We start from the raw sequence: 22,789 nt of genomic DNA on the forward strand, positions 1-22,789 counted from the left end.
GTCCGAGGCCGCCTGACCCACCCCCAGGGGGCGGCACCCGCCGCCCCCGCCATCGCCCTCAGTCGCCCACCCGGAGCGTGAACTCGATCCCCTCACCCGCCAGTTGCGCCAGCCACTCCTCCGAGCGTTCCGGGGTCTCCGCCGCGCGGTTCAGGCCCGGTGGCAGGGTGCCTCGCAGGATCGCCCCTACGCCGACCGCCAGCATCCCTGAGACGCAGCGTGCCATCGCGCTCTCCTGTGCCTCCCCCTCCAGGTCCAGGAGGTAGCGACCCGACCACCTGTGGCCCGATCCGCCCCTCACCTCAAACGTCACCGCGAGGACCACCCGGTCGCGGTCGGCGTCCGTGGTCGGGTAGCGGGCGGCCAGGTCGCGGGCCAGGTCGGCGATCGACCGGTCGTCTCCGCCGACGAGTTGGGTGAATACCGGCTGCCACGCCTCCGACCAGCCGGCGAGGCGCAAGGTGCCGCGTACGAACGTCTGCGGTTTCCAGGCCGGTGGCAGCCCGTACTGCCCGACGAACGGGACGCTGTCGCGGTTCGGGTAGACCTCGAAGGTCTCCCCGTCCACCTCATGGGGCCGGGTGGCCTCCCAGGGGCGCGGGGCTGTCGTCTCGGCGCCCGCCTCGATGTAACGGGCGGGCGAGCGCAGGGCGCCCAGGACACCTGCCGGTGCCCAGCTGAAGCGGTATCTGAAGTCGTTCGGGACGGCGGGGACCCCTCCGCAGTACGAGGTGAGGCTCACCTCGGCCGCGGTGTCCGCGCCGATCTCCGCCCGGGCGCGGGCGATGAGGTCGTGCGCGAAGAGGTGGTCGATGCCGGGGTCGAGGCCCGCCTCGGTGAGGACGACCACCCCGGCGGCCGTGGCCGCCGGGACCTGGTCCAGTACGGCGTCGGAGACATAGCTGGAGCAGGCGAAGTGCGCGCGGCCCGCCACACAGGCGGCGAGCAGTCCCGTGTGCTCGGGGGCGGGCAGCATGGAGACCACCACGTCCCCGGGGGCCAGTTCGGCGGTGAGGGCCTCCAGGGTGTACGCCCGGGGCTCTGCGCGACCGGCGAGGCCGAGCGCCGCCAGGGCCCGCCCGGCCCGCTCCTCGGTGCGATGCCACAGCCGTACGCGGTCGGCCGCCCCGCAGAGCGCGGCGAGCCCGCTGCCGGTGGACAGGCCCGCGCCGATCCAGTGGACGGTCCCGGAGGGTGGGACGAGGGCGGGGCCGGATGCAGGCCCGGGCGCGGCGGTCTCAGGCATCGCCCGGCCCGCCGTCCCGTACGCCGAGTTCGCGGCACGCCTGCGTGAACCGGTCCAGGCAGCGGCCCCACTCCCCGCCCACCCCGAACTCCAGGAGCAGCGGTGTCAGCGCCGCCGAGAAGTCCGTGCTCGCCTCCTCGGGCAGCAGGGACGGCAGGTTGTCGATGGCGATGAGGTCGAGGGCGGGCCGTTCGTGCAGACGGCGTACGGGGTCCGCCCAGTCGGTGACCGTGTCGTAGACCGGCAGGACGTTGTACGGGGAGCCGACGTCGCAGGTCACGTCGCACACCGTGCGCAGACTGCGGTCCGGCTCGGCCAGGTCCTTGTCGGTGAGGAACGGGGTGGAGGGGCCGGTGGTGAGCACCGTGTTCACCATCAACTCGTGGGCCAGCAGGGCCGGTCGGTCCAGCGCGCGGGTCTCCTGGAGGTCCCAGCAGGTCGGTTCGAGGCCCGCCTCGGCGAGCGCCGCCCGTGCTCCGCGTCCGGAGCGGCCCAGCGCGCCGATCACCAGCGAGGCGAACCGTTCGTCGCCGGGGGCCGGGTGGAGTCCGTCGTCCAGTTCCTTCTTCGACAGGGGCCGCAGCGGAGCCGTCAGCCCGCCCCGGTGGTGCAGGACCGCGAGGGCGGCACCCACATAGCCCGCCCAGTAGCCGAACGCGGCGAGCCTGCGCCCGTCCTCGTCCACCAGGTACTCCAGGTCGAACAGGGTTCCGCCGCCCGCGGCGAAGCGGCGCAGCAGCGCCCCGGCGCCCGGCTGCGCCTTGTACGCGTGCCCGAAGAAGATGTGCCGGTGCCGCAACGCCGCCGCCTCGTCGGGGGACTCCCCCGGCCCGTCGGGTGCCTCCGGCAGTTCCTTGAGGCCGACGATCACCGCGTCCGCCGGGGCCACGGTCCAGGAGCCCGCCTCGACGACCCGGCAGCCGGCCGCCTCGTACGCCTCGATGGGGAAGACCCGCTGCGGGGACTCCTCGACGGTGAGCGTCACGCCGGCCCCGACGAGGCGCCGGGCGTCGGGCGGCACGACCGGGGTGCGCCGCTCGGTCGTACGGGTCTCGTGGCGCAGCCACAGGTGGAGCTCGGTCATACGAGGTTGACCTCCGGTCTCGGGGCGTCGGCGGCGAACCGGTCGGCCCGCAGCGGGGTGATGTCGACGAACGGATCCTGCCCCAGGTAGAGATCGCGGACCACCTCTCCGACGGCGGGTCCCTGAAGGAAGCCGTGCCCGGAGAACCCGGTCGCGTACAGGAAGCGGGAGACCTGGGCGGCCTCGCCGATCAGGGCGTTGTGGTCCGGGGTGATCTCGTACAGGCCCGCCCAGCCGCCCGTCCTGCGTACGTCGAGCAGGGTGGGGGCGCGGCGTTCCATGGCCTCGTAGAGGCGGGGGATCCAGCGGTCGTGCGTCTCGGTGGCGAAGCCGGGCCGCTCGTCGGGGTCGGACATGCCGACGAGGAGGCCGGGGCCCTCGGTGTGGAAGTACAGGCTGCTGGTGAAGTCGATGGTCATGGGGAGGTCGGGCGGGAGGTCCGGGATCGGTTCGGTGACGGCTATCTGGCGGCGCAGCGGCTCCACCGGCAGGTCCACACCCGCCATCGCCCCGACGGCCCGGGACCAGGCGCCGGCCGCGCAGACGACGGTGGACGTGGCGATGCGGCCCCGCCGGGTGACGACGGCCGTGATGTCGTCGCCGCGTGTCTCGATGCCGGTGACCTCGCAGTGGCGGACGATCGTCGCGCCGTGGCGGCGGGCGGTGTCCGCGTAGCCGTGCACCACGGCCTCGGGTGTGCAGTGGCCGTCGTCCGGGGAGAAGGCGGCGGCCAGCAGTCCGTCGGTGGTGATCAGCGGGGCGAGGCGGCGGGCCTCGGCCGGGTCGGTCATCCGGCTGGGCACGCCGAGAGCGTTCTGCAGCCGGACCCCGGCCTCGAACGCCTCGACCTCCCCGGGCGTCGACAGCAGGAACAGATAGCCGACGCGGCGCAGTCCGATGTCGTGGCCCGTGTCCTCCTCGAAGCGGGCGAACGCCTCCAGGCTGCGGGCGCCGAGCTGGATGTTGAGCTCGTCGGAGAACTGCGCGCGGACGCCTCCCGCGGCGCGCGCGGTGGACCCGGAGGCCAGTTCGTCGCGCTCGACCAGCACCACGTCGGGCACACCGGCCCGCGCCAGGTGACAGGCGATGCTCGTGCCCATCACCCCGCCGCCGATGACGACGACTCCCGCGCGCCCCGGCACGGCGGTCACGGACGGACCGTTCTGAGGTCTGAGGTCATCCCCCATCCCTTCCCCGGTCCGCGCCGGTGTCACCACATCCGGCGCGGCGGGCGGACGGTCCGGGGAGGGCGGTCCGCCGGGGCGGCCGGGCGGGTCAGACCCGGTGGCCCACCACCGCGTCCAGGTGCGGCAGGTCGTGGTCCAGGCGCTCGCGCTTGGTGCGCAGGTAGGTGATGTTGTCGTCGCAGGGCGGGATCAGCAGCGGCACCTGGGCGTCGACCCGGATGCCGTTGCGGACCAACGCCTCCCGCTTGCGCGGGTTGTTGGACATCAGCCGCACCGAGCGGACACCGAGGTCGTGCAGGATGTCCGCGCCCACGCCGTAGTCACGGGCGTCCACGGGCAGGCCGAGCGCGAGGTTCGCCTCCACCGTGTCGAGGCCCTCCGACTGGAGCTTCATCGCCTGGAGCTTGGCCAGCAGTCCGATACCGCGGCCCTCGTGCCCCCGGAGGTAGATCAGGACACCGCGGCCCTCCGCGGCGATCTCCCTCAGCGCGGTGGTGAGTTGCGGGCCGCACTCGCAGTGCCGGGACCCGAACGCGTCCCCGGTCAGGCACTCGGAGTGCAGCCGGGTGAGTATTCCCTCGCCCCGGGCGCCCCGTATGTCGCCGTACACCAGGGCCACTTGTTCGTCTCCGCGGGTACGGTCCAGGTAGCCGACGGCCTCGAAATCGCCGTACACAGTGGGCAGCGGAGAACTCACGACCCGCTCGACGCCTGCGGACTGGGATTTCCCGGCGAGTACGCCATCTATTTCTGTCATGATTCTGGTTCCTAAGCAGAGACGAAAGGTCGCGAGAACATGGTCGATTCGGACGGTTCGGAAACACGGTTCACGGCGTCAGGGCCCTTGCCGGCGGACACCACGGAGGATGTGCGCACGCGAGGCGCCGGCGTTGCCCGGCAGGTCGCCGTGCTCCCCGTCGGCAGCTTCGAGCAGCACGGCCGGTATCTTCCGCTGTCGACCGACACGCTCGTGGCGTGTGCCATCGCCCGGGAGGTCGCTGCCGCATTCCCCGTTCATCTCCTTCCTCCGGTGACGATCTCCTGCTCCCACGAACACGCGGCCTGGCCGGGAACGGTGAGCATTTCCTCCGTGACACTCCATGCGATGGTGCGGGACATAGCCGATTCACTGCGGCGGTCGGGCGTGGACACGCTCGTACTGATCAATGGTCATGGCGGCAATTACGTGTTGGGCAATGTCGTTCAGGAATCCACCGCCACCGGTGCTCGAATGGCTCTGTTCCCGGCGGTCGAGGACTGGGAAACGGCGCGGGAGGCGGCCGGGGTGGAGACCTCGTTGCTCACCGATATGCATGCGGGGGAAATCGAGACCTCCATTCTGCTGCACACCGATCCCGAATACCTCAGGCCCGGTTACGAGACCTCCGACTTCGTCGCCGACGACCGCAGGCATCTGCTCTCCCTCGGTATGTCGGCCTATACCAGGTCCGGTGTCATCGGCCGCCCTTCGAGGGCGTCCGCCGAGAAGGGGAAGGAACTTCTCGCCTCGCTCGCCGACTCCTTCGGAGCGTACTTCTCCCTACTGACATCCGACTCCGACGTACCGCCGGTTCCGCTCGCACCGCACGTACCGCCGGCCGTCGATCCGTCCTGAGCGCCCCCGTTCCCGTCGGCGCGGGCCGGCAGCGGCTCTCCGGACGAACGCGGCCGCGCGTCCTGGTCCGCGGCGCCGGCCGCCGCCCCGCGGCTCTCGCGCGGGCCGCGCAGTCCCACGTACCAGCGCCCCACGAGGACGGCGACGCCGGGCAGGCTCGCGGCGAAGCTGAGGACGCCGTAGACGACGGCGACGGTCAGGCCCTGGGTCGCGCCCAGGCCCGCGGCGCCGAACGCCCAGGCGGTGACGCCCTCCCGTGGCCCCCAGCCGCCGACGTTCAGCGGCAGTCCCATGGCGATCAGGGCCAGCAGCGCCAGGGGCACCAACTCGGCGGCGGGCGCGGCCGATCCGACCGCGCGGGCCGCGAGCAGGAACATCAGGACGTGCCCCGCGAGGACCACGACGGACGAGATCGCCACGCCGGGCCAGCTCCCCCGCGACAGCAGCGCCCCGCGGGCCTCGGTGAGCGCGCCCCGCACGGCCCGGAAGCGGCGGGAGGCGCGCGGCGCCCTGCCCCTGCCGCGGACGGCGCCGACGGTGACGACCCCGCACACCGAGACGACCGCCAGCAGCGCGACCAGGTGCCGGGTCTCGGACAGCACGGGCGAGGGCTGGGTGAGCAGGACGGCCACGCCGACCGCGGCCAGGACGGCCTGTCCCGCGACGCGTTCGAGGACGACCGCGCGCACTCCGCGTCCGACGTCCCCGGCGCTCTGCCCGTGCCGTACCGCCCGGTGCACGTCCCCGAGGACGCCGCCGGGCAGGGCCGCGTTGAGGAACAGCGCGCGGTAGTAGTCGGCGACGGCCGCGCCCAGCGGCAGTTCGAGGCGCATGCCCCGGGCCACCACGCACCAGCGCCAGGCGCTGAACACCGTGGTGAGCACGCCGATGCCGAGCGCCGCGAGGAGGGTGACCCCGTCGATGCGGCGCAGGCCGTCCAGGAAGACTCCGGTACCCAGCCGCCAGGTCAGCACCGTGAGGATGACGACGCCGGCGATCGTGCCGAAGTGGGTGCGCAGGAACCGGACGCCGGAGCGGGCGCCGCCCGTCCGGCCGCCGCGCGGACGCCCGGCGGCTTCGCCGGGTTCCGCGTCGGTGTGGGTCCGCTCCGTCGCCTCGTCCGGGTCGCCGTCGCGGACCGCCGCCGACAGCTCTTCGTCCGGGGTGGCCGGGGACCGTTCCTGGCGCGTCACGGTTCCCGCGCCCATCACACGCCTCCGGCCGGCCGGGCCAGCGCGAGCAGATCGCTGTGGTGGACCACCACGGTCAGCTCCCCCGCCTCGCAGGCCGCGAGACGTTCACGCAGATACGTCTCTGCGCGGGCGGCCAGTTCGGGCCGCTGCTCGACGGCCGCGCCGACCCAGCCGCGCAGCCACTCCGCGGTCAGCGCGGACTCGTCCCGGCCGAGGCGCCAGGCGCTGGGGTGCACCCGTACCGTCGCGCCGTGCCCCGAGAAGGCGTCGCAGGCCGCGCTGATCGCGTCCGGGCCGAGCAGGCCCCCGCGCCGCTGGTGCTCGTTGAACGCGTCGGCGATCTCGGCGTCCAGCGGGTCGGCCGGGGTGAGTTCGACCCGGCCCGCCACCGAGAGGGTGAGGAGGGCGGGGCAGCCGGCTCCGGCGCAGGCCGCGGCCAGTGCCTCGATCTCGCCGGCGTTGAGGACGTCGAGGAGGGCGGAGGCCGTCACCAGCGAGGCCCCGGCCAGGGCGTCGGCGGTCAGCCGGCCGACGTCGCCGCGCTGGGTCTCCACCGTCACCCGGCTGCCGTCGGCGGCCGAACGGGGCGAGCCGACGGCCGCGAAGTGCAGCAGGTACGGGTCCCGGTCGTGCAGCACCCAGTGCTGGGGGCCGTCGAGCCGGGGCGCGAGCCAGCGTCCCATGGAGCCGGTGCCGCAGCCGAGGTCGTGGATGACGAACCCGCCCGCCCGTCCCGGCAGGTTCGCGAGCCGGATCCGCAGCGGATCGAGCAGCTCGGACGACCGGGCCGCGGCGTCGACGCCCTCCCGCAGCTGCAGCCACTCGGGCGCGTAGCGGGTGGTGTCGTCGGTGGCCTCACCGCGGGTACGGTCGCCCAGCCGAATCGTTCCTGTGTCCCGTACGCGCTCCCCCGCCCCCGGGCCCTCCGCCGGCGCCGTGCTCGTACTGACGCCCGTACTCGTACTCGTACTTGTGCTGGTGCCGCTCATGCCGCCCCCCTCCTTGCCTCGCTCTTCAGTCGCCCCATGACACCCGACAGACTCCGGGCCGTCGCGGCCCAGCCGCCGAGGGACGCCCGGCGGGCCCGCGCGGCGGCCTTGAGGCGTCGGCGTACGTCGGCCTCGCCGAACCAGCCGCGCAGTTCCGCGGCGAGCGCCGCGGGGTTCTCCGGCGGGACAAGCAGACCGGGCACCCCGCCGTCGGGCGCGCGCCCGACCGCCTCGGGAAGACCGCCGACGTCCGTGGCCAGTACGGGGATTCCGCGGGCCAGCGCCTCGGTGACGGCCATGCCGTACGTCTCGGCGTACGAGGTGAGGACCATCAGGTCGGCGGAGGCGTAGCTGGCGTCGAGCGCGGCACCGGACCTGGGTCCGGCGAGGTGCAGCCGATCGCCGAGGCCGTGCTGCTCGATCAGGGCGCGCAGCCCGGCCACGTACTCGGGGTCGTGGTCGAGGCCGCCCACGAGGTCACAGGTCCAGGGCAGATCGGTGACGGTGGCGAGGGCCTCGATGAGCCGGTGCTGTCCCTTGCGCGGGGTGACCGAGGCGACGCACAGCAGCCGCGAGACGCCGTCGGTGCCGGGGGCCAGGGGCGCGATGTCGGCGCCGGGGGTGGCGACATGGACGCGGTCGGGCGCGAGGCCGTGGTGGGCGACGAGTCTGCGGGCCGCCCACTCGCTGGTGGCCACGACGGCCGGCACCGCACGCAGGGTGTGGCGCTCGCGGGCGTCCAGGTCGGCGGCCACCTCGGGCGTGAGCCCGGTCTCGTCGCCGAGCGGCAGGTGGACGAGGACGACCAGCCGCAGCCGTTCGGCCTCCGGGATGATGATCTCGGGGACCGCGCAGGCGACGATCCCGTCGAGCAGGACGACCGTGCCGTCGGCCAGCTCCGCGAGGGTGCGGGCCAGTTCGTCGCGGGCCGCCGCCTGGGGCCGGGGCCAGCTGCCGTCGATCGCGTGCTTGTGCACCTGCCAGCCGAAGCCGGGCAGATCGAGGCTGACGCGGGCGTCGTAGACGTTGCCGCCGCTCGGCATGGTCGAGTCGTTGACTCCGCCCGGCATCACGAAGTGCATGGCGCGCAGGGACATGGGGATGATGTCGGCGTATGAGCTCACAGGGCACGCTCGTAACTCGCCCAGGCGATGTGCGACTCGTGCAGGGTGACCGTGATGCCGGCCAGTCCGCGGGCTCCTTCGCCCAGTGCTCCCTTTTCCACCCGCTCGGCGAGGCGGTCGGCGACGACCTTCGCCAGGAACTCCGTGGAGGTGTTCGTGTCGGCGAACACCGGCTCGTTGTCGAGGTTCCGGTAGTTCATCTCGGCCACCACCTCCCCGAGTTCCCTGGTGGCCAGTCCGATGTCGACGACGATGTTGTCGTCGTCCAGCTCGGCGCGGCGGAACGTGGCGTCCACGAGGAACGTCGCTCCGTGCAGTCGCTGCGCGGGTCCGAAGACCTCTCCGCGGAAGCTGTGGGCGATCATCAGGTGATCGCGGACGGTGATGCTGAACAACGGACGACCCTCCAGGTGCGGTGCGTCTGACCCCTCTGCCGGGGCGTGCCGTGTAGTACGGCCGGTCCGTTCTCCGTGTTCAGAGGGTTCGGGTCGGAGTTTCGGACGCGTTCACCGGGACAGGGGTGTCAGTTGGGCGCGTGGTGCGAACTTGATTACCGGCGTGGGGTTTTGGCTACTCGGTGTGCGGATGTGACCGCTTGCGAGCGGAGTTCGGACGTCGGTCCCGGTTCAGGACGAGGTCGCACTCGGATCTACGTCGTCGTCCTCGGGGCTCCGTAGATCCGCGTCTAGGTCGTCCCCGGGGCCGCGTCGTACCGCACGAGGTGGCACATCGCGGTCGTCTCGCCCGTGCTGAGCCCGGCCATGGCCTCGGGCAGGTCCTCGAAGGCGCACTCGCCCGTGATCAGGGTGTCGAAGGCGGGATCGGCGAGGAGTTCCAGGGAGAGGGCGAGCCGGTCGGCGTAGGTGCGGCGGGCGCTCCTGGCGGGCGAGACGGAGCCGACCTGGCTGCTGCGGATGGTGAGACGGCGGGAGTGGAACGCCTCACCGAGCGGCAGGGTGACCTTGCGGTCGCCGTACCAGCTCAGTTCGAGGACCGTGCCCTCCGGGGCGAGGAGTTCGAGCGCGCGGGAGAGCCCGGCCTCGGTGGCGCTCGCGTGGACGACGAGGTCGCGGTCGCCCGCGGCGTCCTGCGGGAGCGCGAACTCGATCCCCAGTGCCTGGGCGATCTCCGCGCGTGCCGGGTTCGCGTCGACCAACTGGACGCGGGCGGCGGGGTACCGGGCCAGCAGCGCTGCGACGCTCGCGCCGACCATGCCCGCGCCGACGACGGAGATCCGGTCGCCGATCAGGGGGGCCGCGTCCCAGAGGGCGTTGACGGCGGTCTCCACGGTGCCGGCCAGTACGGCGCGTGAGGCGGGCACGTTCTCCGGCACGGGGGTGACCGCGCTCGCGGGGACGACGTACCGGCTCTGGTGCGGATAGAGACAGAAGACGGTCCGTCCGAGGAGTTCGGCGGGCCCCTCCTCCACAGTGCCGACGTTCAGGTAGCCGTACTTGACGGGCCCGGGGAAGTCGCCCTCCTGGAAGGGCGCGCGCATGGCTGCGTACTGGCTCTGAGGGACCCCTCCGCGGAAGACGAGCGTCTCCGTGCCGCGGCTCACCCCGGAGAAGAGGGTGCGCACCACGACCTCGCCCTCGGCGGGTTCCGGCAGGTGGGTGTCCCGGAGTTCGCCACGGCCGGGAGTGCTGAGCCAGAAGGCGCGGGCGGAGCGGTCCATTCGGCATCCTCCTGAGTGATTCATGTGAATCGGCTGAGCGGACGGGCTGAACGATCGGGCGACGAGCCACGTACCGACCTTTGCGAAGCCGCGCACAAGGTACGCGGCAATGATCGACTCTGTCACCTGGCCGGAGGATGTGCGGTGGCCCTGAACAACACGTACGACGCGAGGCTCTTGCAGCAGGAGACGGCCGTGGGAGCGGGCGTGCAACTGCTGTTGCTGAGCGTGCTCGGCACGGCGATCGGCCTGGGCCCCGCGGGCTGGCTCACCGGGCTGGCGTTCGGACTCGCGACCTGGGCGGTGCTCTCACGCGCCCTGCACCGCACACGGCCCCGCTCCTTCGGAGCCGCCAACCGTGTGACGCTCGGCCGGGCGACCCTGGTCGGCGGGGTGACCGCCCTGGTCGCCGACTCCTTCCAGAGCCCGCCGCCGGTCACGGTCCTGGTGGCGCTCACCGCGATGGCCCTGATCCTCGACGCGGTCGACGGCAAGGTCGCCCGGCGCACCGGCTCCTCCACGGCGCTGGGGGCGCGCTTCGACATGGAGGTCGACGCGTTCCTCATCCTGGTGCTCAGCGTGTACGTCTCCACGACGGTCGGGGCGTGGGCCCTGCTGATCGGCGGCATGCGGTACGCGTTCGTGGCGGCCGCGAGGTTCCTGCCCTGGCTGAACAACGCGCTTCCGCCGAGCACCGCGCGCAAGACGGTGGCCGCGCTGCAGGGTGTGCTGCTGCTCCTCGCGGGCGCGGGCATCCTCCCGTACGCCCTGACGTTCGGCGTCGTCGCCCTCGCCCTGGCCCTGCTGACCTGGTCGTTCGGCCGTGACATCGGCTGGCTGTGGCGCACGCGGGGCCCTGCCGGGCGCGAGGTCACCCCGCCCGCCGAGCCGAACCGCGTCCGCGAGACGGCGACGGTGGGGGCGCCGTAGCCACGTGAGGGGCGCGGGGAACTGCGCGCTCGGCCGGATGCGGCCCGCGGTCGGCGTACGTCGTCGACCGCGGGTCGCACGTGGCTGGTCGCGCAGTTCCCCGCGCCCCTCAGGTGGGAATCCCCAAGCCGCCCTGCCCCGTTCGACGAGCCCCGTAAGGGGCGCGAGGAACTGCGCGGCCAACCCCCACGAACCCGCAGCCGACACACGACGCCGACCGCGGGTCGCACGTGGCCGAGCAGCCGATTCGGCAAGCCCCGTCAGGGGCGCGAGGAACTGCGCGGCCAAGCCCCACCGGCCCGCAGACAACGCACTACGTCGGCTGCGGGTCGCACGTGGCTGAGCGCGCAGTTCCTCGCGCCCCTCAGGCAGTCACCCGGCACCGATCAGCGTGCCGCGCAGGTGGGAATCCCTCAAGCGATCTTGTTCAGTTCGGTGATCTCCTTGTCCGGGAGGACCAGGTCCGCCGCCGCGATGTTCTCGCGGAGGTGCGTGCGTGACGACGTGCCCGGGATCAGAACGATCGACGGGGAGCGCTGGAGCAGCCAGGCCAGGGCGACCTGTTGCGGTGACGCGTCCAGACGCGTGGCGACGTCCGTCAGGATCGACGACTGGAGCGGAGTGAAGCCGCCCAGCGGGAAGAACGGCGCGAACGCGATCCCCTCCGCCGCGCACCGCTCGACGAGCGCGTCGTCCTGGCGGTTGGCCAGGTTGTAGAGGTTCTGCACGGTGACGACCGGCGCGATGGCCTGCGCCTCGGTCAGCTGGGCGCCGGACACCGAGCTGACGCCCAGATGCCGGATCAGCCCCTGCTCCCGCAGCTCCGCCAGCGCCCCGAACTGCTCGCTCAGCGGCTCCTCGTCCGTGCCCTCGGCGGAGCCGACCCGCAGGTTCACCACGTCGAGCGCCTCCACGCCGAGCCGCTGGATGTTCTCGCGGACCTGGGCCTTGAGGTCCTCGGGCTCCCGCGCGAAGATCCACGCGCCGTCGTCGCCGCGTCGGGCGCCGACCTTGGTGACGATGTGCAGCTCGTCGGCGTAGGGGTGCAGGGCCTCCTTGATGATCTCGTTGACCACGTACGGCCCGTAGAAGTCGCTGGTGTCGATGTGGGTGATGCCCCGCTCGACGGCCTCCCGCAGCACCGCGACGGCCTCGTCCCGGTCCTTGGGCGGCCCGAACGCGTTGGGGCCCGCCAGCTGCATGGCCCCGTACCCCATGCGGGTGAGGGTCAGGCCGTCGGCCGGGGTGAGGGTGCCGCCGGAGAGTGTGCCGGTCGCGTCCGTCATGGTGTGCCTCTCGCTGTGTCGCCTTCTTCGTCGCTTGCTCCTCGACGCTTGCTCCTCGACTCTGCGCGGGGCCGGAGACGGACGGCAGTACCCCGCTGTTCCTGGGAGTGACAGGGACAGTCACCCGCGCCGGGGCGGAACTACGGTGGAGGTATGAACGGCACGAACGCCCTCGGAGAGTTCCTGCGCGCCCGCCGGGCCCTGGTCCGGCCACAGGACGCGGGTATCCGCGGCGGCGGCCTGCGGCGCGTCCCGGGCCTGCGCCGCGAGGAGGTCGCGATGCTCTCCGGCATCAGCGCCGACTACTACCTGCGCCTGGAGCAGGGCCGCGACCGCAATCCGTCGCTCCAGGTCCTCGAAGCCCTGGCCGACGTCCTGCATCTGGACGCCGACGCCACGGCACATCTGATCGGTCTGGCCCAGGTCAGGCCGTCGCAGGCGCACAGGGCGGGTTCCGCCGACGTCCGCGGACGCGGGGCCGCGCGCAGGCCCGAGACCGTGCCGCGCGACATCCTGCAGCTCATGGACGCCTGGCCGAACAACCCCGCCTACGTCGAGAACAAGTTCACCGACGTGCTGGCCTCCAACGCGCTGGCCAGGGCCCTGTCCCCGAACCACGCCCCCGGCAGCAACATCATGCGGGCCGTCCTACTCGACGAGAGCGAACGGGAGCTGCGGCGGGACTGGGACCAGCTGACCGAGGCGGGGATCGCCGCGCTGCGGGCCAATGTGGGGCCCGACGTCGACGACCCCCGTCTGGTGGAACTCGTGGGCGAGCTGTCCGTACGCAGCGAGCGCTTCCGGCAGCTGTGGGGCCGCCACGACGTGCACCCCAAGCAGTCACGTGTCCTGCGGCTGCGGCACCCGAAGGTCGGCGACTTCGAGCTGTACGCCAGCAAGCTGGGCATCGTCGGGGCGGACGGCCTGGTTCTGAAGGTCTTCCAGGCCGCGCCGGGCAGCCGGGACGCCGAGCTTCTCGCCATATTGGGGAGCTTGGCGGCGTCCGGCGAGGCGGACCGGGACCCGGCCGGCTCCGAGAGCCGCCGGGCCGTCGAGGACCAGTGACATCAGCCGCGTACGACCGGTGACGTCAGTTGCGTACAGCGGGGGCGATCGTCTCCTGGTTCGTCCGCGCCAGGTCGAGCTCCACGCCCTGGTCCGTGTCCGGGCCCTGGTCGCCGGTGGCCCGGGGCGCGCCCGCGATCCGGCGTACGTGCTGGACCGGGACGAGCAGCGCCGCGAGTGCCGCGGCCAGGAGCAGCAGTGCCAGCAGGGTGAACCCGTGGGTGTAGCCGGAGGCCTCCGGCAGACCCGAGGGCTGCAGATGGCCGGTGACCAGGACGCTGGTGACCGCGGCGCCGATGGACCCGCCGATGGTGCGGATGTTGGCGTTCATCCCGGTCGCGGCGCCGGTCTGCTCGGCCGGGACGCTGCCGACGATGAGGTTGGCCATCGAGGCGAACGCGAGGCCGATGCCGAGGCCGAACACGCCTGACACGACGGCCACCTGCCACTGCTCGTCGTGCCACAGGGCGAGGAATCCGCAGGCCACGGCACCGAGCGCGGCACCGGTCGTGAGCAGCTTCTTGGCTCCCACGACGGGTTCCAGCCGGCCGCTCAGGATGCCCGAGAAGAACATGGCGACCAGCATCGGCAGCAGGAGCAGTCCGGACGCGGTGACGCTCGCGCCGAACCCGTACCCGGCGGAGCTGGGCGTCTGGACGAACGCGGGCAGGAAGGACCAGATCGAGTACATGCCCGCGCCGAACAGCAGCGCGGCGGTGTTCGTGGTCCACACGGCGGGCAGCCGCATGACCTTCAGGTCGATCAGCGGCGAGCGGGAGCGCGCCTCGGCGAGCAGCCACAGGACGAAGAGGACGACCGCGGCGGCGAAGAGTCCGATCACCCTGCCCGAGCCCCAGCCCCACTGCGTCGCCTGGCTGAGCGGCAGGAGCAGTGCCACCAGCCACGCCGACAGCAGGATCGCGCCGAGCCAGTTCACGCGGCCCTCGGCACGCCTGGGCGACTCGGGGACGTACCGGACGGCGATGAGGACGGTCACCGCGACGACGCCGACGGGCAGCCAGAACAGCCACCGGTAGTCGAGTGCGCTCACGATGGGACCGGCCGCGACGATGCCGACACCACCGCCCGCGGCGATCACGGCGGACAGGTTGCTGATGCTGGGGCTCACCCGGGCCGGGGCGAACTCGTCGCGGATGATGCCGAAGGACAGCGGGAAGAGCGCGCCGCCTATGCCCTGGACGACCCGGGCGACGATCAGTACCCCGATGTTCGGGGCGAGCGCGGCGATCAGGCAGCCGATCATCACCGTCACCAGGACGGCGACCAGGGTGCGCTTCTTGCCGATGAGGTCGCCGATCCGGCCGAGGATCGGTGTGAAGACCGAGGCGGACAGCAGGTACGCCGTCATCACCCAGGTCGCGGTGGACTGCGAGGTGTGCAGTTCGTGCTGGACGGTCGGCAGGGCCGGCGCGATCAGCGACTGCAGCATGGAGAAGACGCCCGCACCGGTCGCGAGGACCGCGAAGGTGAGGCGGGTGGACTTGCGGGGCATGGAAAGCCTCTCCGAACTGGTGGCGGCCCGGGTCCTGTCGTCACGTTCGCGTCGTCCGCGCATGCCGGAGCGGCGCGGGACGCGGCGGTGGTCGTGGGACGGGCCCCCTGTTCGAGCGCGGCCGGTAGCGGCAGCCGGGAGCAGGGGAAGGTCGCGGAAGGTGTCAGGGAGTGTCTGGGGGCGGGCGGTGCGCTCGGCACGGGGCCCGGACGAGGACGGGGGTACGTCGTGCCGGTGGCGCGTGCGGCCGCACGTGTCCCCGGTGGACGCACCCCGCACTGCTAAAGTGGAGGTACCCCTCCACTGTAGCGGAGGCCTACCTCCGCTTCAACCTCGTCCCGCCCGGGAGGCAGCCAGTGACCGCCCAGTCGTTCCCCGTCAGCGAGATCGTCGCGACCCGGCGGCCCCACCGGAAGGACGCGGCGCGCAACTACGACGCGCTGCTCACCGCCGCCCGTGAGGCCTTCGCCGAACAGGGCGCCGAAGCCTCCCTGGAGGACATCGCCCGTCGCGCGGGCGTCGGCATCGGCACGCTGTACCGCAACTTCCCCACCCGCAGACACCTCTTCGAGAGCCTGTACGCGGACGAGGTCAACTCGCTGTGCGAGGTCGCCGACGAGGTCGCGGACCTGGAGCCGTGGGAGGCGCTGAGGGCCTGGCTGGACCGGTTCGCCGGCTACATGGTGACCAAGCGGGCCGTGCGCGAGGCCCTGAACGACGAGTCGGCGATCTTCGCCGCCTGCCGCGAGTCCATGTACGCGGCCGGCACCCCGCTGTTCGAGCGGGCCCAGCGGGCCGGGGAGGCCCGCACCGACATGACCTTCGTCGATCTGCTGCGCATGGTCGCGGGCATCACCGCGACGACCTTCGACGACGACACCCAGCGCGACCGGGTGATGTCCATCGCCCTGGACGGCGTACGCGTCACCCACTGACATGCCCGCCCAGGGGCCCCGGCGGGCCCTCCTCCCTGCGGAGGATGCCTTCACGGAGGAGGCGGCCGGAAACCGTTCCTCCCCTGGCCAGAGGGGCGGCCGCGGCGATCCGTCTACCGTGGGTGGCATGACCCTGATGGACTCGTTCGCCGGACGGCGCGTACCCCCGGCCGTCACGGACGCGGGTCTGGCCCTGCTCTTCACCGCGGGCGCGCTCGTCCCGCTCGTGCCGATGCCGGCGGACGTGCCCGCACTGCGCACCCCGGACGCCCTGTTCTTCGTACTCGCCCTGCTGTCCGGTCTGCCGCTGGCCGTGCACCGGCGGTTCCCCCTGCCGGTGCTGCTGGTCATGACGGCGGCGGTGGCCGCGCTCCAGGCACGGCACTACATCCCGCACCTGTCGGGTCCGCAGGGCACCTCCATCGGACCCTCCTACATGGGAGTGGCCACGGCCGTCCTCCTGACCGCCCGGCGGGGCGCGCCCAGGACGGCCACCCTGGTGGTGGCCGCGGTCATCCCGGCCGCGGCCGTCACGGAGGCGGTCCTCGCCCCGGACGGGCACCGCATCGCCACCCTGCTGGCGGACGCCGTGCTGCTGGTCGGGGCCTGGGCGCTCGGCCGGCTGACCAGGGCGCGCGCCGCCATCCGCGACCAGGCGCTGCAACGGGCCGCCGCGCTGGAGCGCGCGCAGGAGGCCAACGCGCGCGCCGCCGTCATGGAGGAGCGGACCCGGATCGCCCGCGAACTGCACGACATCGTCGCGCACAACGTCAGCCTGATGGTCGTCCAGACGATCGCCGCCGACCGGATCCAGGACCGCGACGGCGACAAGGCCCACGAGCTGCACGGCACGATCGAGGAGACCGGCCGGGCGACCGTCACCGAACTGCGCCGACTCCTCGACGTACTGCGCACGGAGGACGAGGCGGACGCCGATCCGAGCAGGGAGCCGCCGCAGCCCACCGTGGAGGCGCTGCCCGCGCTGGTGGACGCGGTGCGCGCGGCGGGCCTCACCGTGGACTTCACCACGACCGGGACGCCCGCCGAACTGCCGGCGGGCTCGCAGCTGACCGTCTACCGCGTCGTGCAGGAGGGACTCACCAACACGCTCAAGCACGCGGGCCGCACACACGCCGAACTGACCGTCGCCTGGGAGGGCAGGCACCGGCGGCTGACCGTCCGGCTCTGCGACGACGGGCCCCGGCCGGGCGAGGGGACGCCACCGCGCCCCGCCGGCCTGCCCGACGGGCCCGGTCACGGACTGCTCGGCATGCGGGAACGCATCGGTGCCGTGGGCGGTTCGCTGCACACCGGCCCGCGTCCGGGCGGCGGCTACTGCGTGCACGCGGTCGTACCGCTGCCGCCACCGTCACCGACGCCGTCACCGGCACAGGCCGAAGCACCGGCACCGGACGATCTCTCATTCGACATCGCAGGGCACTACGAAGGGCATCCCCCGCATGCAAGCCATCCGCGTCCTGCTGGTCGATGACCAGCCCATGATCCGGACGGGATTCCGGCTCATCCTCGAAGCGGAACCGGACATCACGGTCGTCGGCGAGGCCGCCGACGGCGTCGCCGCCGTCGAGAGCGCCCTGTCGCTGTCCCCGGACATCGTCCTGATGGACATCCGGATGCCGGTCATGGACGGCGTCGAGGCCACCCGCCGTATCGCGGAGACGGGGTCACCGAGCCGGGTGGTCATCCTGACCACGTTCGACCTGGACGCACACGTGGTGGACGCGCTGCGCGCCGGGGCCAGCGCCTTCCTCGTCAAGGACGGGCCGGCCGACTCGCTCGTCGGCGCCATCCGTACCGTGGCCGCCGGTGACGCCGTGCTCTCGCCCCGGGTCACCCACCGGCTGCTCGACCGCTTCGCCCATCTCGGCGCGCCCGCCACCCCGGACGTACCGTCGCGACTCGGCGCGCTCACCAGCCGTGAGCTCGATGTCCTGCGGGCCCTGACCCGTGGACTGTCCAACGCGGAGATCGCGCTGGAACTGGGCGTGGGAGAGACGACGGTCAAGACGCACGTCGCGCACATCCTGGAGAAGTACGGGCTCCGCGACCGGGTGCAGGCCGTCATCCTGGCGTACGACTGCGGACTGGTGGTGCCGCGCAGCCCCCGGTGAGGGGTGCGGGCAGAAGGAAGCCCCGGGGCGGACTCCCGTACGGGGTCCGCCCCGGGGCGGGGCCTGTTCAGGCTCGGTTCCTCAGAGGGCGCGGACCTGGTCCGCCTGCATCCCCTTGGGACCCTGGCTGGCCGTGAACTCCACCTTCTGGTTCTCCTCAAGGGAGCGGAAGCCGTGGGAGTCGATGGCCGAGTGGTGCACGAAGATGTCGTCGCCGCCCTCGTCGGGGGCGATGAAGCCGAAGCCCTTCTCCGCGTTGAACCACTTCACTGTTCCAAGCGCCATGTGATGTCTCCTTCGAGTCGGATGCTGGTGGCCAGCTGTCGAAGAAAACCGTCGAAAACGTTTCGCAGACTTCAACCACAACCACTCCGCACAACGTCCGGTGTGCCGGTTATGTTCCCGACGGGCGGGTCACTTCTCCTGCGGGAGCGTCACCGGGCGGTCGTTCCTCAGCTCGGTGAACAGGGTGCGGGCGCGGCGGTCGTCCCACTGCACGGCGCTGCCCTTGGAGGTGGCGAGGGCCGGGTCGGAGACGGGCACGTTGAGCTGCCGGCCGCCGCCCGCCGTGACGCCCCGCATCGCGCGGAACAGTGTCATGAGGTCCCGCAGGCCCGTGTCCCTGTCGACCACCAGCGTGTCCAGGCCGGCGTCGAGGGTCGGGAAGGACCTGGCGGGGTTGAGGAGGGTGCCGGGGGTGACCGCCTTCTCGGCGAGGGCGGTCAGGAACTTCTGCTGGTTGCGGGTACGGCCCAGGTCGCCCTGGGCCTCCTGCTTGCGCTGCCGGACGAACGCCAGCGCCTCGGAGCCGTCCAGGGTCTGGCAGCCCTTGCGCAGATCGGCGCCCGAGTTGGGGTCCTTGACGTCCCGGTCCAGGCACATGTCCACTCCGCCGACCGCGTCCACCACGCCGACGAAGCCCGCGAAGCCGATCTCCGCGTAGTGGTCGACGTGCAGCCCGGTGTTGCTCTCCACGGCCCGTACGAGCAGGTCGGGGCCGCCGAGGGAGAACGCGGCGTTGAGCTTGTTCGGCTCGGCGCGGTAGCTGCGGCCGGTCTCCGGGCGGACGTACGCCGGGACGGTCACCCACGAGTCGCGCGGCAGGCTCAGCATGGTGGTGCCGTTGGCGCCGGTGTGCAGCAGGATCATCGAGTCCGTGCGGCGGCCCTCGGCCGAGCCGGTGCGCAGGTCCTTCCTGGCCTGCTCGGACAGGCCCGCCCGGCTGTCGGAGCCCACGATCAGGTAGTTGGTGCCCTTGCCGGCCGGCGCGCGGTCCGGGAGGGCGCCGAGGTCGACCTCCTGGTCCAGTTCGGTGTCGGCCCACACATAGGTGCCGGCGGAGGACGCGACCAGCGCGGCGAGCAGCAGGACCGTCAGCCGCACGACCCTGCGGCGCCGGGTGGGGCGGGGTCTCGGGGACCGGCCGGTCGCGCTCCGCCGGGGCCGGCTCCCGTCGTCCGCATGCCCCTCGTGCGTACGGCCCGGGGTGGCCGGTGAGGGCATGCCGGGCAGTGGTGCCGTACGGGTCGAGGCCGGGGCGCCGTTGCCGCGCCCCGACCACGCCGCCCCGTGGCCGGTCCCGTCGTTCATCCGCCTGTCCAGTCCTTCGACTCCTGGGGTCACCCCGTCGCGGGGTCATCGCATGGGCACGCTCTTATACGGCGCGGGGTCGCCGATCTGTTCAGCGGCGGTGCCGGAACGCTTCATGATCTGCCATCGCAGCCGGCTGCCGAGGAGCACCGCGACCACGGACTGGATGACGACGAGGTACATCAGCTGCCGGTAGACGACGAGTTGGAAAGGCATCCACCACAGGGTCCGTACACGCTCCCCGTCGAGCCGCAACGCGTAACCGGCGCACAGCAGTTGGACGCCCATGAAGGCGAACCACACCGTGGCCGAGGCGAGCGGGTCGAGGAACAGCACGCCGTACAGGGCGAACACGTCGATGACCGGTGCGAGGAGCGGGAGCGCGACCTGGAAGATCGCGAGGTAGGTGAGTCCGCGCCGGCCGAAGCGCCCGGCCACGCCCGTCTCCAGGACGGCGCCGCGGTGCTTCCACATGGCCTGGATCGTGCCGAAGCACCAGCGGTAGCGCTGGCGCCACAACTGCCGCAGTGAGGTGGGCACTTCGGTCCAGGCGACGGCGGACTCCTCGTAGAGGACGCGCCAGCCGGCCCGCCACAGGGCCATCGTGAGGTCGGTGTCCTCGGCGAGGGTGTCGTCGCTGACCCCGCCGACTCCCGTCAGCGCGTCCCGGCGGAAGGCCCCGATGGCGCCGGGCACGGTGGTCATGCACTCCAGCACCTCGAACATCCGGCGGTCGAGGTTGAAGCCGAAGCAGTACTCCAGGTGCTGCCACTTGGCGAGCAGCCCCCGCCGGTTGCCGACCTTGGTGTTGCCGCTGACCGCGCCGACGGCCGGGTGCGCGAGCGGCTGGACGAGGTGGTGGACGGCGTCCGGTTCGAAGACGGTGTCGGCGTCGACCATGACGAGGATGTCGTGACTGGCGTACTCCAGGCCGGTGTTGAGGGCGGCGGCCTTGCCCCCGTTGGCCTTGCGGATCACCAGGACCCGCGCGTCCCCGACACCTTCGGCGAGTTCGGCCGTACGGTCCGTCGAGCCGTCGTCGATCACGACGATCTGCAGCCGGGGGTAGTCGGAGGCGAGCAGGGAGCGGAGGGTGGCCTCGATGCCGGCCTCCTCGTTGTAGGCGGGGACGAGCACGGTGACCGGTTCCGTCACCTCCCGCAGCCAGGGCGCGCCGGGCCGGGAGCGTTCGAGCCGGCGGACATGGGCGCGGGCGAAGTGGACGAGCAGGATCAGCCGCAGCACGCCGAGCGCCCCGGCCGCACCGAGTGTCCAGGTCATCGCCTGCGAGAACGCGCGTCCCAGCCAGGCGGTCCGGATCAGGGCCGTACCGCTCCAGCGCTCGACGGCCGACACCTGTGCGTACGGCGTGAGTCGGGCCCCGGCCGAGACGGTGGTGAAGCGGTCGACCCCGGGGTCGCGGAGCAGCTTCTCGGTCTCCCGGTACGCGGTCGCCGTCTGGCTGAACTGGCGGACCATGCCCTGGGCGGGCCTGCGGGACGCCCTGTCGGCGGCGACCAGCACATAGCCCTGGGCGGTGGCGCGCCGGGCCGCCGCCCATTCACGGCCGCACAGGGTGTCGGGCGAGGTGGTCCGCGGCATCCGCAGCAGGTTGGTGCGCAGGGCTGCCGTGCCCGCCAACACGCTCTGCGTCAGGTCGAGTTCGGCGGAGAAGCGAAGGGATGATGTCTCCCCGAGGACGGCTCCGGTGTAGGTGTTGGAGCCGATCTCGTGGCCCTCGGCGCGGATCCGCCGTACGAGGTCCGGGTGGCGGGCCGCCTGAGACCCCAGGAGGAAGAAGGTGGCGCGGGCCCTGTGCTTCTTCAGCAGGTCGAGCAGGCGCGGGGTCCAGACGGGGTCGGGGCCGCCGTCGAAGGTGAGCGCGACGGTGCGGGCGGGCATCGAGGCACTCTGGACGCCGTTCTGGTTGATGCCGATGACCGGGCCGCCGCGGGCGACGGCGTCGGGTACGGGCGAGGTGCAGGCGGACCGGGTGTCGGCGGCGTCGACCTCGTGGTCGGTCCAGCCCTCGAAGAGGAGGGCGGCGAACATCGCGGGCAGGACGAGTATCAGCAACAGCCAGTGCCCTCGCGGATCGCGGGACTGTTTGTGCCGAGCCCTCACCGAGCGCCGCCCCTCCCTCCGGCCGCTCTTCTGCCCTCCCCCGCGTCGGTGGCCGATGCGCCGGAAGGGGTCTGCCGCCACTGACTGGCGGGGCCGGAGTCACGCACGGGGCTACGCATGGGGCGGGAGTCTAGCCACAGCCCGGCGACGGCACGGGGCCATTGCCGAGCCTCACAGGAAGAGGGGAATCCGGTTGGCCACTGAGATGTGAGACCAAGGATCCCGTATCGTGAGACGCATGTTTGACATTAGGTGACCTTATGAACGATAAAGGACATGCTTTGACCATGTATTAACGGTCCGTGTTCGCCGTCCAGCGGCGTTCCCGGATCGCCGCTGCCCTCCTAGCCGAATGAGCCCGCCGTGTCCCAGTCCACCGCCTCCCCGGCCTCCGTCGACCCCGGGGAGGAGTGGCAGGCCTGGCGTGCCGAGCGCCACCGCTCGCTCACCTCGCCGACCGGGAACCTCGCCCTCGTCGAGACCCGCTGGCTGCCCGCGGGCGAGGAGCCCGACGCCGACGCGGTCCGCGCCGGGCAGCCCGACAGCGTGACGGTCACCACGCTCCGGCGCACCGACCTCGTCACCGGCGAACCCGAGCACGGCCTGCGCCTGTGGGACGCGCGGTCGCCCGCCATCCGGCACTTCGACGGCGTCAGCGCCTTCCCGTACGACCCGGCGTGGGTCCTGGAAGCGACGTACACCCCCGTGCCCGGCGCCCGGCGCGTCGCGTTCGAGCATCTGCGGGACAACGGCGGCACCCGTGAGCTGGTCGTCCCGGGCGACATCACGCTCACCGTCGACGGCCGCGAGTACACCCTCAGCGCCTTCGACGACGACGGCACGCTGCTCCTCGTCTTCGGCGACCCGACCAACGGGGACACCACCTACGGCGCCGGCCGTTTCCTGTTCGTACGGCGTACCGAGGACGACAACCGGGTGATCCTCGACTTCAACCGGGCCTTCGTGCCGCCCTGCGGGTTCTCCGATCAGTACAACTGTCCGATGCCGCCGCGACAGAACCGCTTCCACCCGGCCGTCGAGGCCGGCGAGAAGCTTCCCCTCTTCCGCGACGGCTTCCCGGCTCAGCACTGATCGCCC

Annotated in this window: 20 protein-coding genes and 1 pseudogene; 7 read left to right on the top strand and 14 right to left on the bottom strand. The window is 72.5% G+C overall.

The window, feature by feature from the left end:
• Positions 1 to 58: 58 nt before the first annotated feature.
• The 4 genes from J8N05_RS29200 to ribA all read right to left on the bottom strand — a co-directional run bounded on the left by J8N05_RS29200 (position 59) and on the right by ribA (position 4,274).
• On the bottom strand, positions 59 to 1,246 hold the full coding sequence (locus J8N05_RS29200) for a saccharopine dehydrogenase family protein (protein WP_210888071.1): 1,188 nt from the start codon (positions 1,244 to 1,246) through the stop codon (positions 59 to 61).
• Positions 1,239 to 2,330, bottom strand: a complete 1,092-nt coding sequence (locus tag J8N05_RS29205) for a saccharopine dehydrogenase (protein ID WP_210888074.1) — start codon at positions 2,328 to 2,330, stop codon at positions 1,239 to 1,241. Before J8N05_RS29205 ends, J8N05_RS29200 begins: the two co-directional genes overlap by 8 nt.
• A complete protein-coding gene (locus J8N05_RS29210; RefSeq protein WP_282108196.1) occupies positions 2,327 to 3,472 on the bottom strand; it encodes an NAD(P)/FAD-dependent oxidoreductase in 1,146 nt (381 codons plus the stop codon). The genes J8N05_RS29205 and J8N05_RS29210 overlap by 4 nt, the downstream gene beginning before the upstream one ends.
• 133 nt (positions 3,473 to 3,605) lie before the next feature.
• Entirely contained in the window at positions 3,606 to 4,274 is a 669-nt protein-coding gene (gene ribA, locus J8N05_RS29215; protein WP_210888079.1) for a GTP cyclohydrolase II, read from the bottom strand.
• 39 nt (positions 4,275 to 4,313) lie between these two features.
• Between ribA and J8N05_RS29220 the strand changes: the two genes are divergently transcribed.
• A complete protein-coding gene (locus J8N05_RS29220; protein WP_210888082.1) occupies positions 4,314 to 5,132 on the top strand; it encodes a creatininase family protein in 819 nt (272 codons plus the stop codon).
• Between the two features lie 212 nt (positions 5,133 to 5,344).
• Here the strand turns inward: J8N05_RS29220 and J8N05_RS29225 are convergent.
• The 5 genes and pseudogenes from J8N05_RS29225 to J8N05_RS29245 all read right to left on the bottom strand — a co-directional run.
• A pseudogene (locus J8N05_RS29225) lies at positions 5,345 to 6,340 on the bottom strand (lysylphosphatidylglycerol synthase transmembrane domain-containing protein); the annotation flags it as partial.
• Entirely contained in the window at positions 6,340 to 7,314 is a 975-nt protein-coding gene (locus J8N05_RS29230) for a class I SAM-dependent methyltransferase (protein ID WP_210888085.1), read from the bottom strand. The pseudogene J8N05_RS29225 and the gene J8N05_RS29230, both read right to left, overlap by 1 nt.
• Positions 7,311 to 8,411: a glycosyltransferase family 4 protein gene (locus J8N05_RS29235; protein ID WP_210890474.1), complete on the bottom strand. Its 1,101-nt coding sequence runs from the start codon at positions 8,409 to 8,411 to the stop codon at positions 7,311 to 7,313. The genes J8N05_RS29230 and J8N05_RS29235 overlap by 4 nt, the downstream gene beginning before the upstream one ends.
• A 23-nt stretch (positions 8,412 to 8,434) precedes the next feature.
• Positions 8,435 to 8,833, bottom strand: a complete 399-nt coding sequence (locus J8N05_RS29240) for a 6-pyruvoyl trahydropterin synthase family protein (protein ID WP_055513514.1) — start codon at positions 8,831 to 8,833, stop codon at positions 8,435 to 8,437.
• A gap of 290 nt (positions 8,834 to 9,123) precedes the next feature.
• Positions 9,124 to 10,116 carry a zinc-dependent alcohol dehydrogenase gene (locus J8N05_RS29245; RefSeq protein WP_210888088.1) on the bottom strand — a complete coding sequence of 331 codons (993 nt, stop codon included), beginning with the start codon at positions 10,114 to 10,116 and terminating at the stop codon, positions 9,124 to 9,126.
• Between the two features lie 144 nt (positions 10,117 to 10,260).
• On the opposite strand from J8N05_RS29245, the gene J8N05_RS29250 reads away from it, so the two are divergent.
• Entirely contained in the window at positions 10,261 to 11,046 is a 786-nt protein-coding gene (locus J8N05_RS29250) for a CDP-alcohol phosphatidyltransferase family protein (protein ID WP_210888092.1), read from the top strand.
• Positions 11,047 to 11,459: 413 nt separating this feature from the next.
• Here J8N05_RS29250 and J8N05_RS29255 read toward each other — a convergent pair whose 3' ends face one another.
• A complete protein-coding gene (locus J8N05_RS29255; protein WP_210888094.1) occupies positions 11,460 to 12,332 on the bottom strand; it encodes an oxidoreductase in 873 nt (290 codons plus the stop codon).
• Between the two features lie 153 nt (positions 12,333 to 12,485).
• On the opposite strand from J8N05_RS29255, the gene J8N05_RS29260 reads away from it, so the two are divergent.
• The gene (locus J8N05_RS29260; RefSeq protein WP_210888097.1) at positions 12,486 to 13,397 is read left to right on the top strand and encodes a helix-turn-helix domain-containing protein; all 912 of its coding nucleotides are present in this window, start codon (positions 12,486 to 12,488) and stop codon (positions 13,395 to 13,397) included.
• Positions 13,398 to 13,422: 25 nt separating this feature from the next.
• Here J8N05_RS29260 and J8N05_RS29265 read toward each other — a convergent pair whose 3' ends face one another.
• Positions 13,423 to 14,910 (bottom strand): MFS transporter, encoded by a 1,488-nt coding sequence (locus tag J8N05_RS29265; protein WP_210888100.1) that lies wholly within the window; start codon positions 14,908 to 14,910, stop codon positions 13,423 to 13,425.
• Between the two features lie 356 nt (positions 14,911 to 15,266).
• Here J8N05_RS29265 and J8N05_RS29270 point away from each other — a divergent pair, with 356 nt between their 5' ends.
• The 3 genes from J8N05_RS29270 (at position 15,267) to J8N05_RS29280 (ending at position 17,977) form a co-directional block, all read left to right on the top strand.
• Positions 15,267 to 15,845 carry a TetR/AcrR family transcriptional regulator gene (locus J8N05_RS29270; protein WP_210888103.1) on the top strand — a complete coding sequence of 193 codons (579 nt, stop codon included), beginning with the start codon at positions 15,267 to 15,269 and terminating at the stop codon, positions 15,843 to 15,845.
• A 127-nt stretch (positions 15,846 to 15,972) separates the two neighbouring features.
• The gene (locus J8N05_RS29275) at positions 15,973 to 17,337 is read left to right on the top strand and encodes a sensor histidine kinase (protein ID WP_210888106.1); all 1,365 of its coding nucleotides are present in this window, start codon (positions 15,973 to 15,975) and stop codon (positions 17,335 to 17,337) included.
• The gene (locus J8N05_RS29280; RefSeq protein WP_210888109.1) at positions 17,306 to 17,977 is read left to right on the top strand and encodes a response regulator; all 672 of its coding nucleotides are present in this window, start codon (positions 17,306 to 17,308) and stop codon (positions 17,975 to 17,977) included. The genes J8N05_RS29275 and J8N05_RS29280 overlap by 32 nt, the downstream gene beginning before the upstream one ends.
• Positions 17,978 to 18,058: 81 nt before the next feature.
• On the opposite strand, the gene J8N05_RS29285 is transcribed toward J8N05_RS29280, so the two are convergent.
• The 3 genes from J8N05_RS29285 to J8N05_RS29295 all read right to left on the bottom strand — a co-directional run bounded on the left by J8N05_RS29285 (position 18,059) and on the right by J8N05_RS29295 (position 21,643).
• The gene (locus J8N05_RS29285) at positions 18,059 to 18,262 is read right to left on the bottom strand and encodes a cold-shock protein (protein ID WP_210888112.1); all 204 of its coding nucleotides are present in this window, start codon (positions 18,260 to 18,262) and stop codon (positions 18,059 to 18,061) included.
• A 129-nt stretch (positions 18,263 to 18,391) separates the two neighbouring features.
• On the bottom strand, positions 18,392 to 19,567 hold the full coding sequence (locus J8N05_RS29290) for an LCP family protein (RefSeq protein WP_210888116.1): 1,176 nt from the start codon (positions 19,565 to 19,567) through the stop codon (positions 18,392 to 18,394).
• Positions 19,568 to 19,612: 45 nt separating this feature from the next.
• Positions 19,613 to 21,643 (bottom strand): bifunctional polysaccharide deacetylase/glycosyltransferase family 2 protein, encoded by a 2,031-nt coding sequence (locus J8N05_RS29295; RefSeq protein WP_407699941.1) that lies wholly within the window; start codon positions 21,641 to 21,643, stop codon positions 19,613 to 19,615.
• Between the two features lie 411 nt (positions 21,644 to 22,054).
• Here J8N05_RS29295 and J8N05_RS29300 point away from each other — a divergent pair, with 411 nt between their 5' ends.
• Positions 22,055 to 22,783 (top strand): DUF1684 domain-containing protein, encoded by a 729-nt coding sequence (locus J8N05_RS29300; RefSeq protein WP_210888118.1) that lies wholly within the window; start codon positions 22,055 to 22,057, stop codon positions 22,781 to 22,783.
• Positions 22,784 to 22,789: the final 6 nt, after the last annotated feature.

This window comes from Streptomyces liliiviolaceus (assembly GCF_018070025.1).
Lineage (GTDB): Bacteria > Actinomycetota > Actinomycetes > Streptomycetales > Streptomycetaceae > Streptomyces > Streptomyces liliiviolaceus.

Excerpts from the sequence above, each read along its gene's own strand:
- J8N05_RS29200 (WP_210888071.1), bottom strand. The coding sequence starts at position 1,246 with ATGCCTGAGACCGCCGCGCCCGGGCCTGCATCCGGCCCCGCCCTCGTC.
- J8N05_RS29205 (WP_210888074.1), bottom strand. The coding sequence starts at position 2,330 with ATGACCGAGCTCCACCTGTGGCTGCGCCACGAGACCCGTACGACCGAG.
- ribA (WP_210888079.1), bottom strand. The coding sequence starts at position 4,274 with ATGACAGAAATAGATGGCGTACTCGCCGGGAAATCCCAGTCCGCAGGC.
- J8N05_RS29220 (WP_210888082.1), top strand. The coding sequence starts at position 4,314 with ATGGTCGATTCGGACGGTTCGGAAACACGGTTCACGGCGTCAGGGCCC.
- J8N05_RS29230 (WP_210888085.1), bottom strand. The coding sequence starts at position 7,314 with ATGAGCGGCACCAGCACAAGTACGAGTACGAGTACGGGCGTCAGTACG.
- J8N05_RS29235 (WP_210890474.1), bottom strand. The coding sequence starts at position 8,411 with ATGTCCCTGCGCGCCATGCACTTCGTGATGCCGGGCGGAGTCAACGAC.
- J8N05_RS29245 (WP_210888088.1), bottom strand. The coding sequence starts at position 10,116 with ATGGACCGCTCCGCCCGCGCCTTCTGGCTCAGCACTCCCGGCCGTGGC.
- J8N05_RS29255 (WP_210888094.1), bottom strand. The coding sequence starts at position 12,332 with ATGACGGACGCGACCGGCACACTCTCCGGCGGCACCCTCACCCCGGCC.
- J8N05_RS29260 (WP_210888097.1), top strand. The coding sequence starts at position 12,486 with ATGAACGGCACGAACGCCCTCGGAGAGTTCCTGCGCGCCCGCCGGGCC.
- J8N05_RS29265 (WP_210888100.1), bottom strand. The coding sequence starts at position 14,910 with ATGCCCCGCAAGTCCACCCGCCTCACCTTCGCGGTCCTCGCGACCGGT.
- J8N05_RS29275 (WP_210888106.1), top strand. The coding sequence starts at position 15,973 with ATGACCCTGATGGACTCGTTCGCCGGACGGCGCGTACCCCCGGCCGTC.
- J8N05_RS29280 (WP_210888109.1), top strand. The coding sequence starts at position 17,306 with ATGCAAGCCATCCGCGTCCTGCTGGTCGATGACCAGCCCATGATCCGG.
- J8N05_RS29285 (WP_210888112.1), bottom strand. The coding sequence starts at position 18,262 with ATGGCGCTTGGAACAGTGAAGTGGTTCAACGCGGAGAAGGGCTTCGGC.
- J8N05_RS29290 (WP_210888116.1), bottom strand. The coding sequence starts at position 19,567 with ATGAACGACGGGACCGGCCACGGGGCGGCGTGGTCGGGGCGCGGCAAC.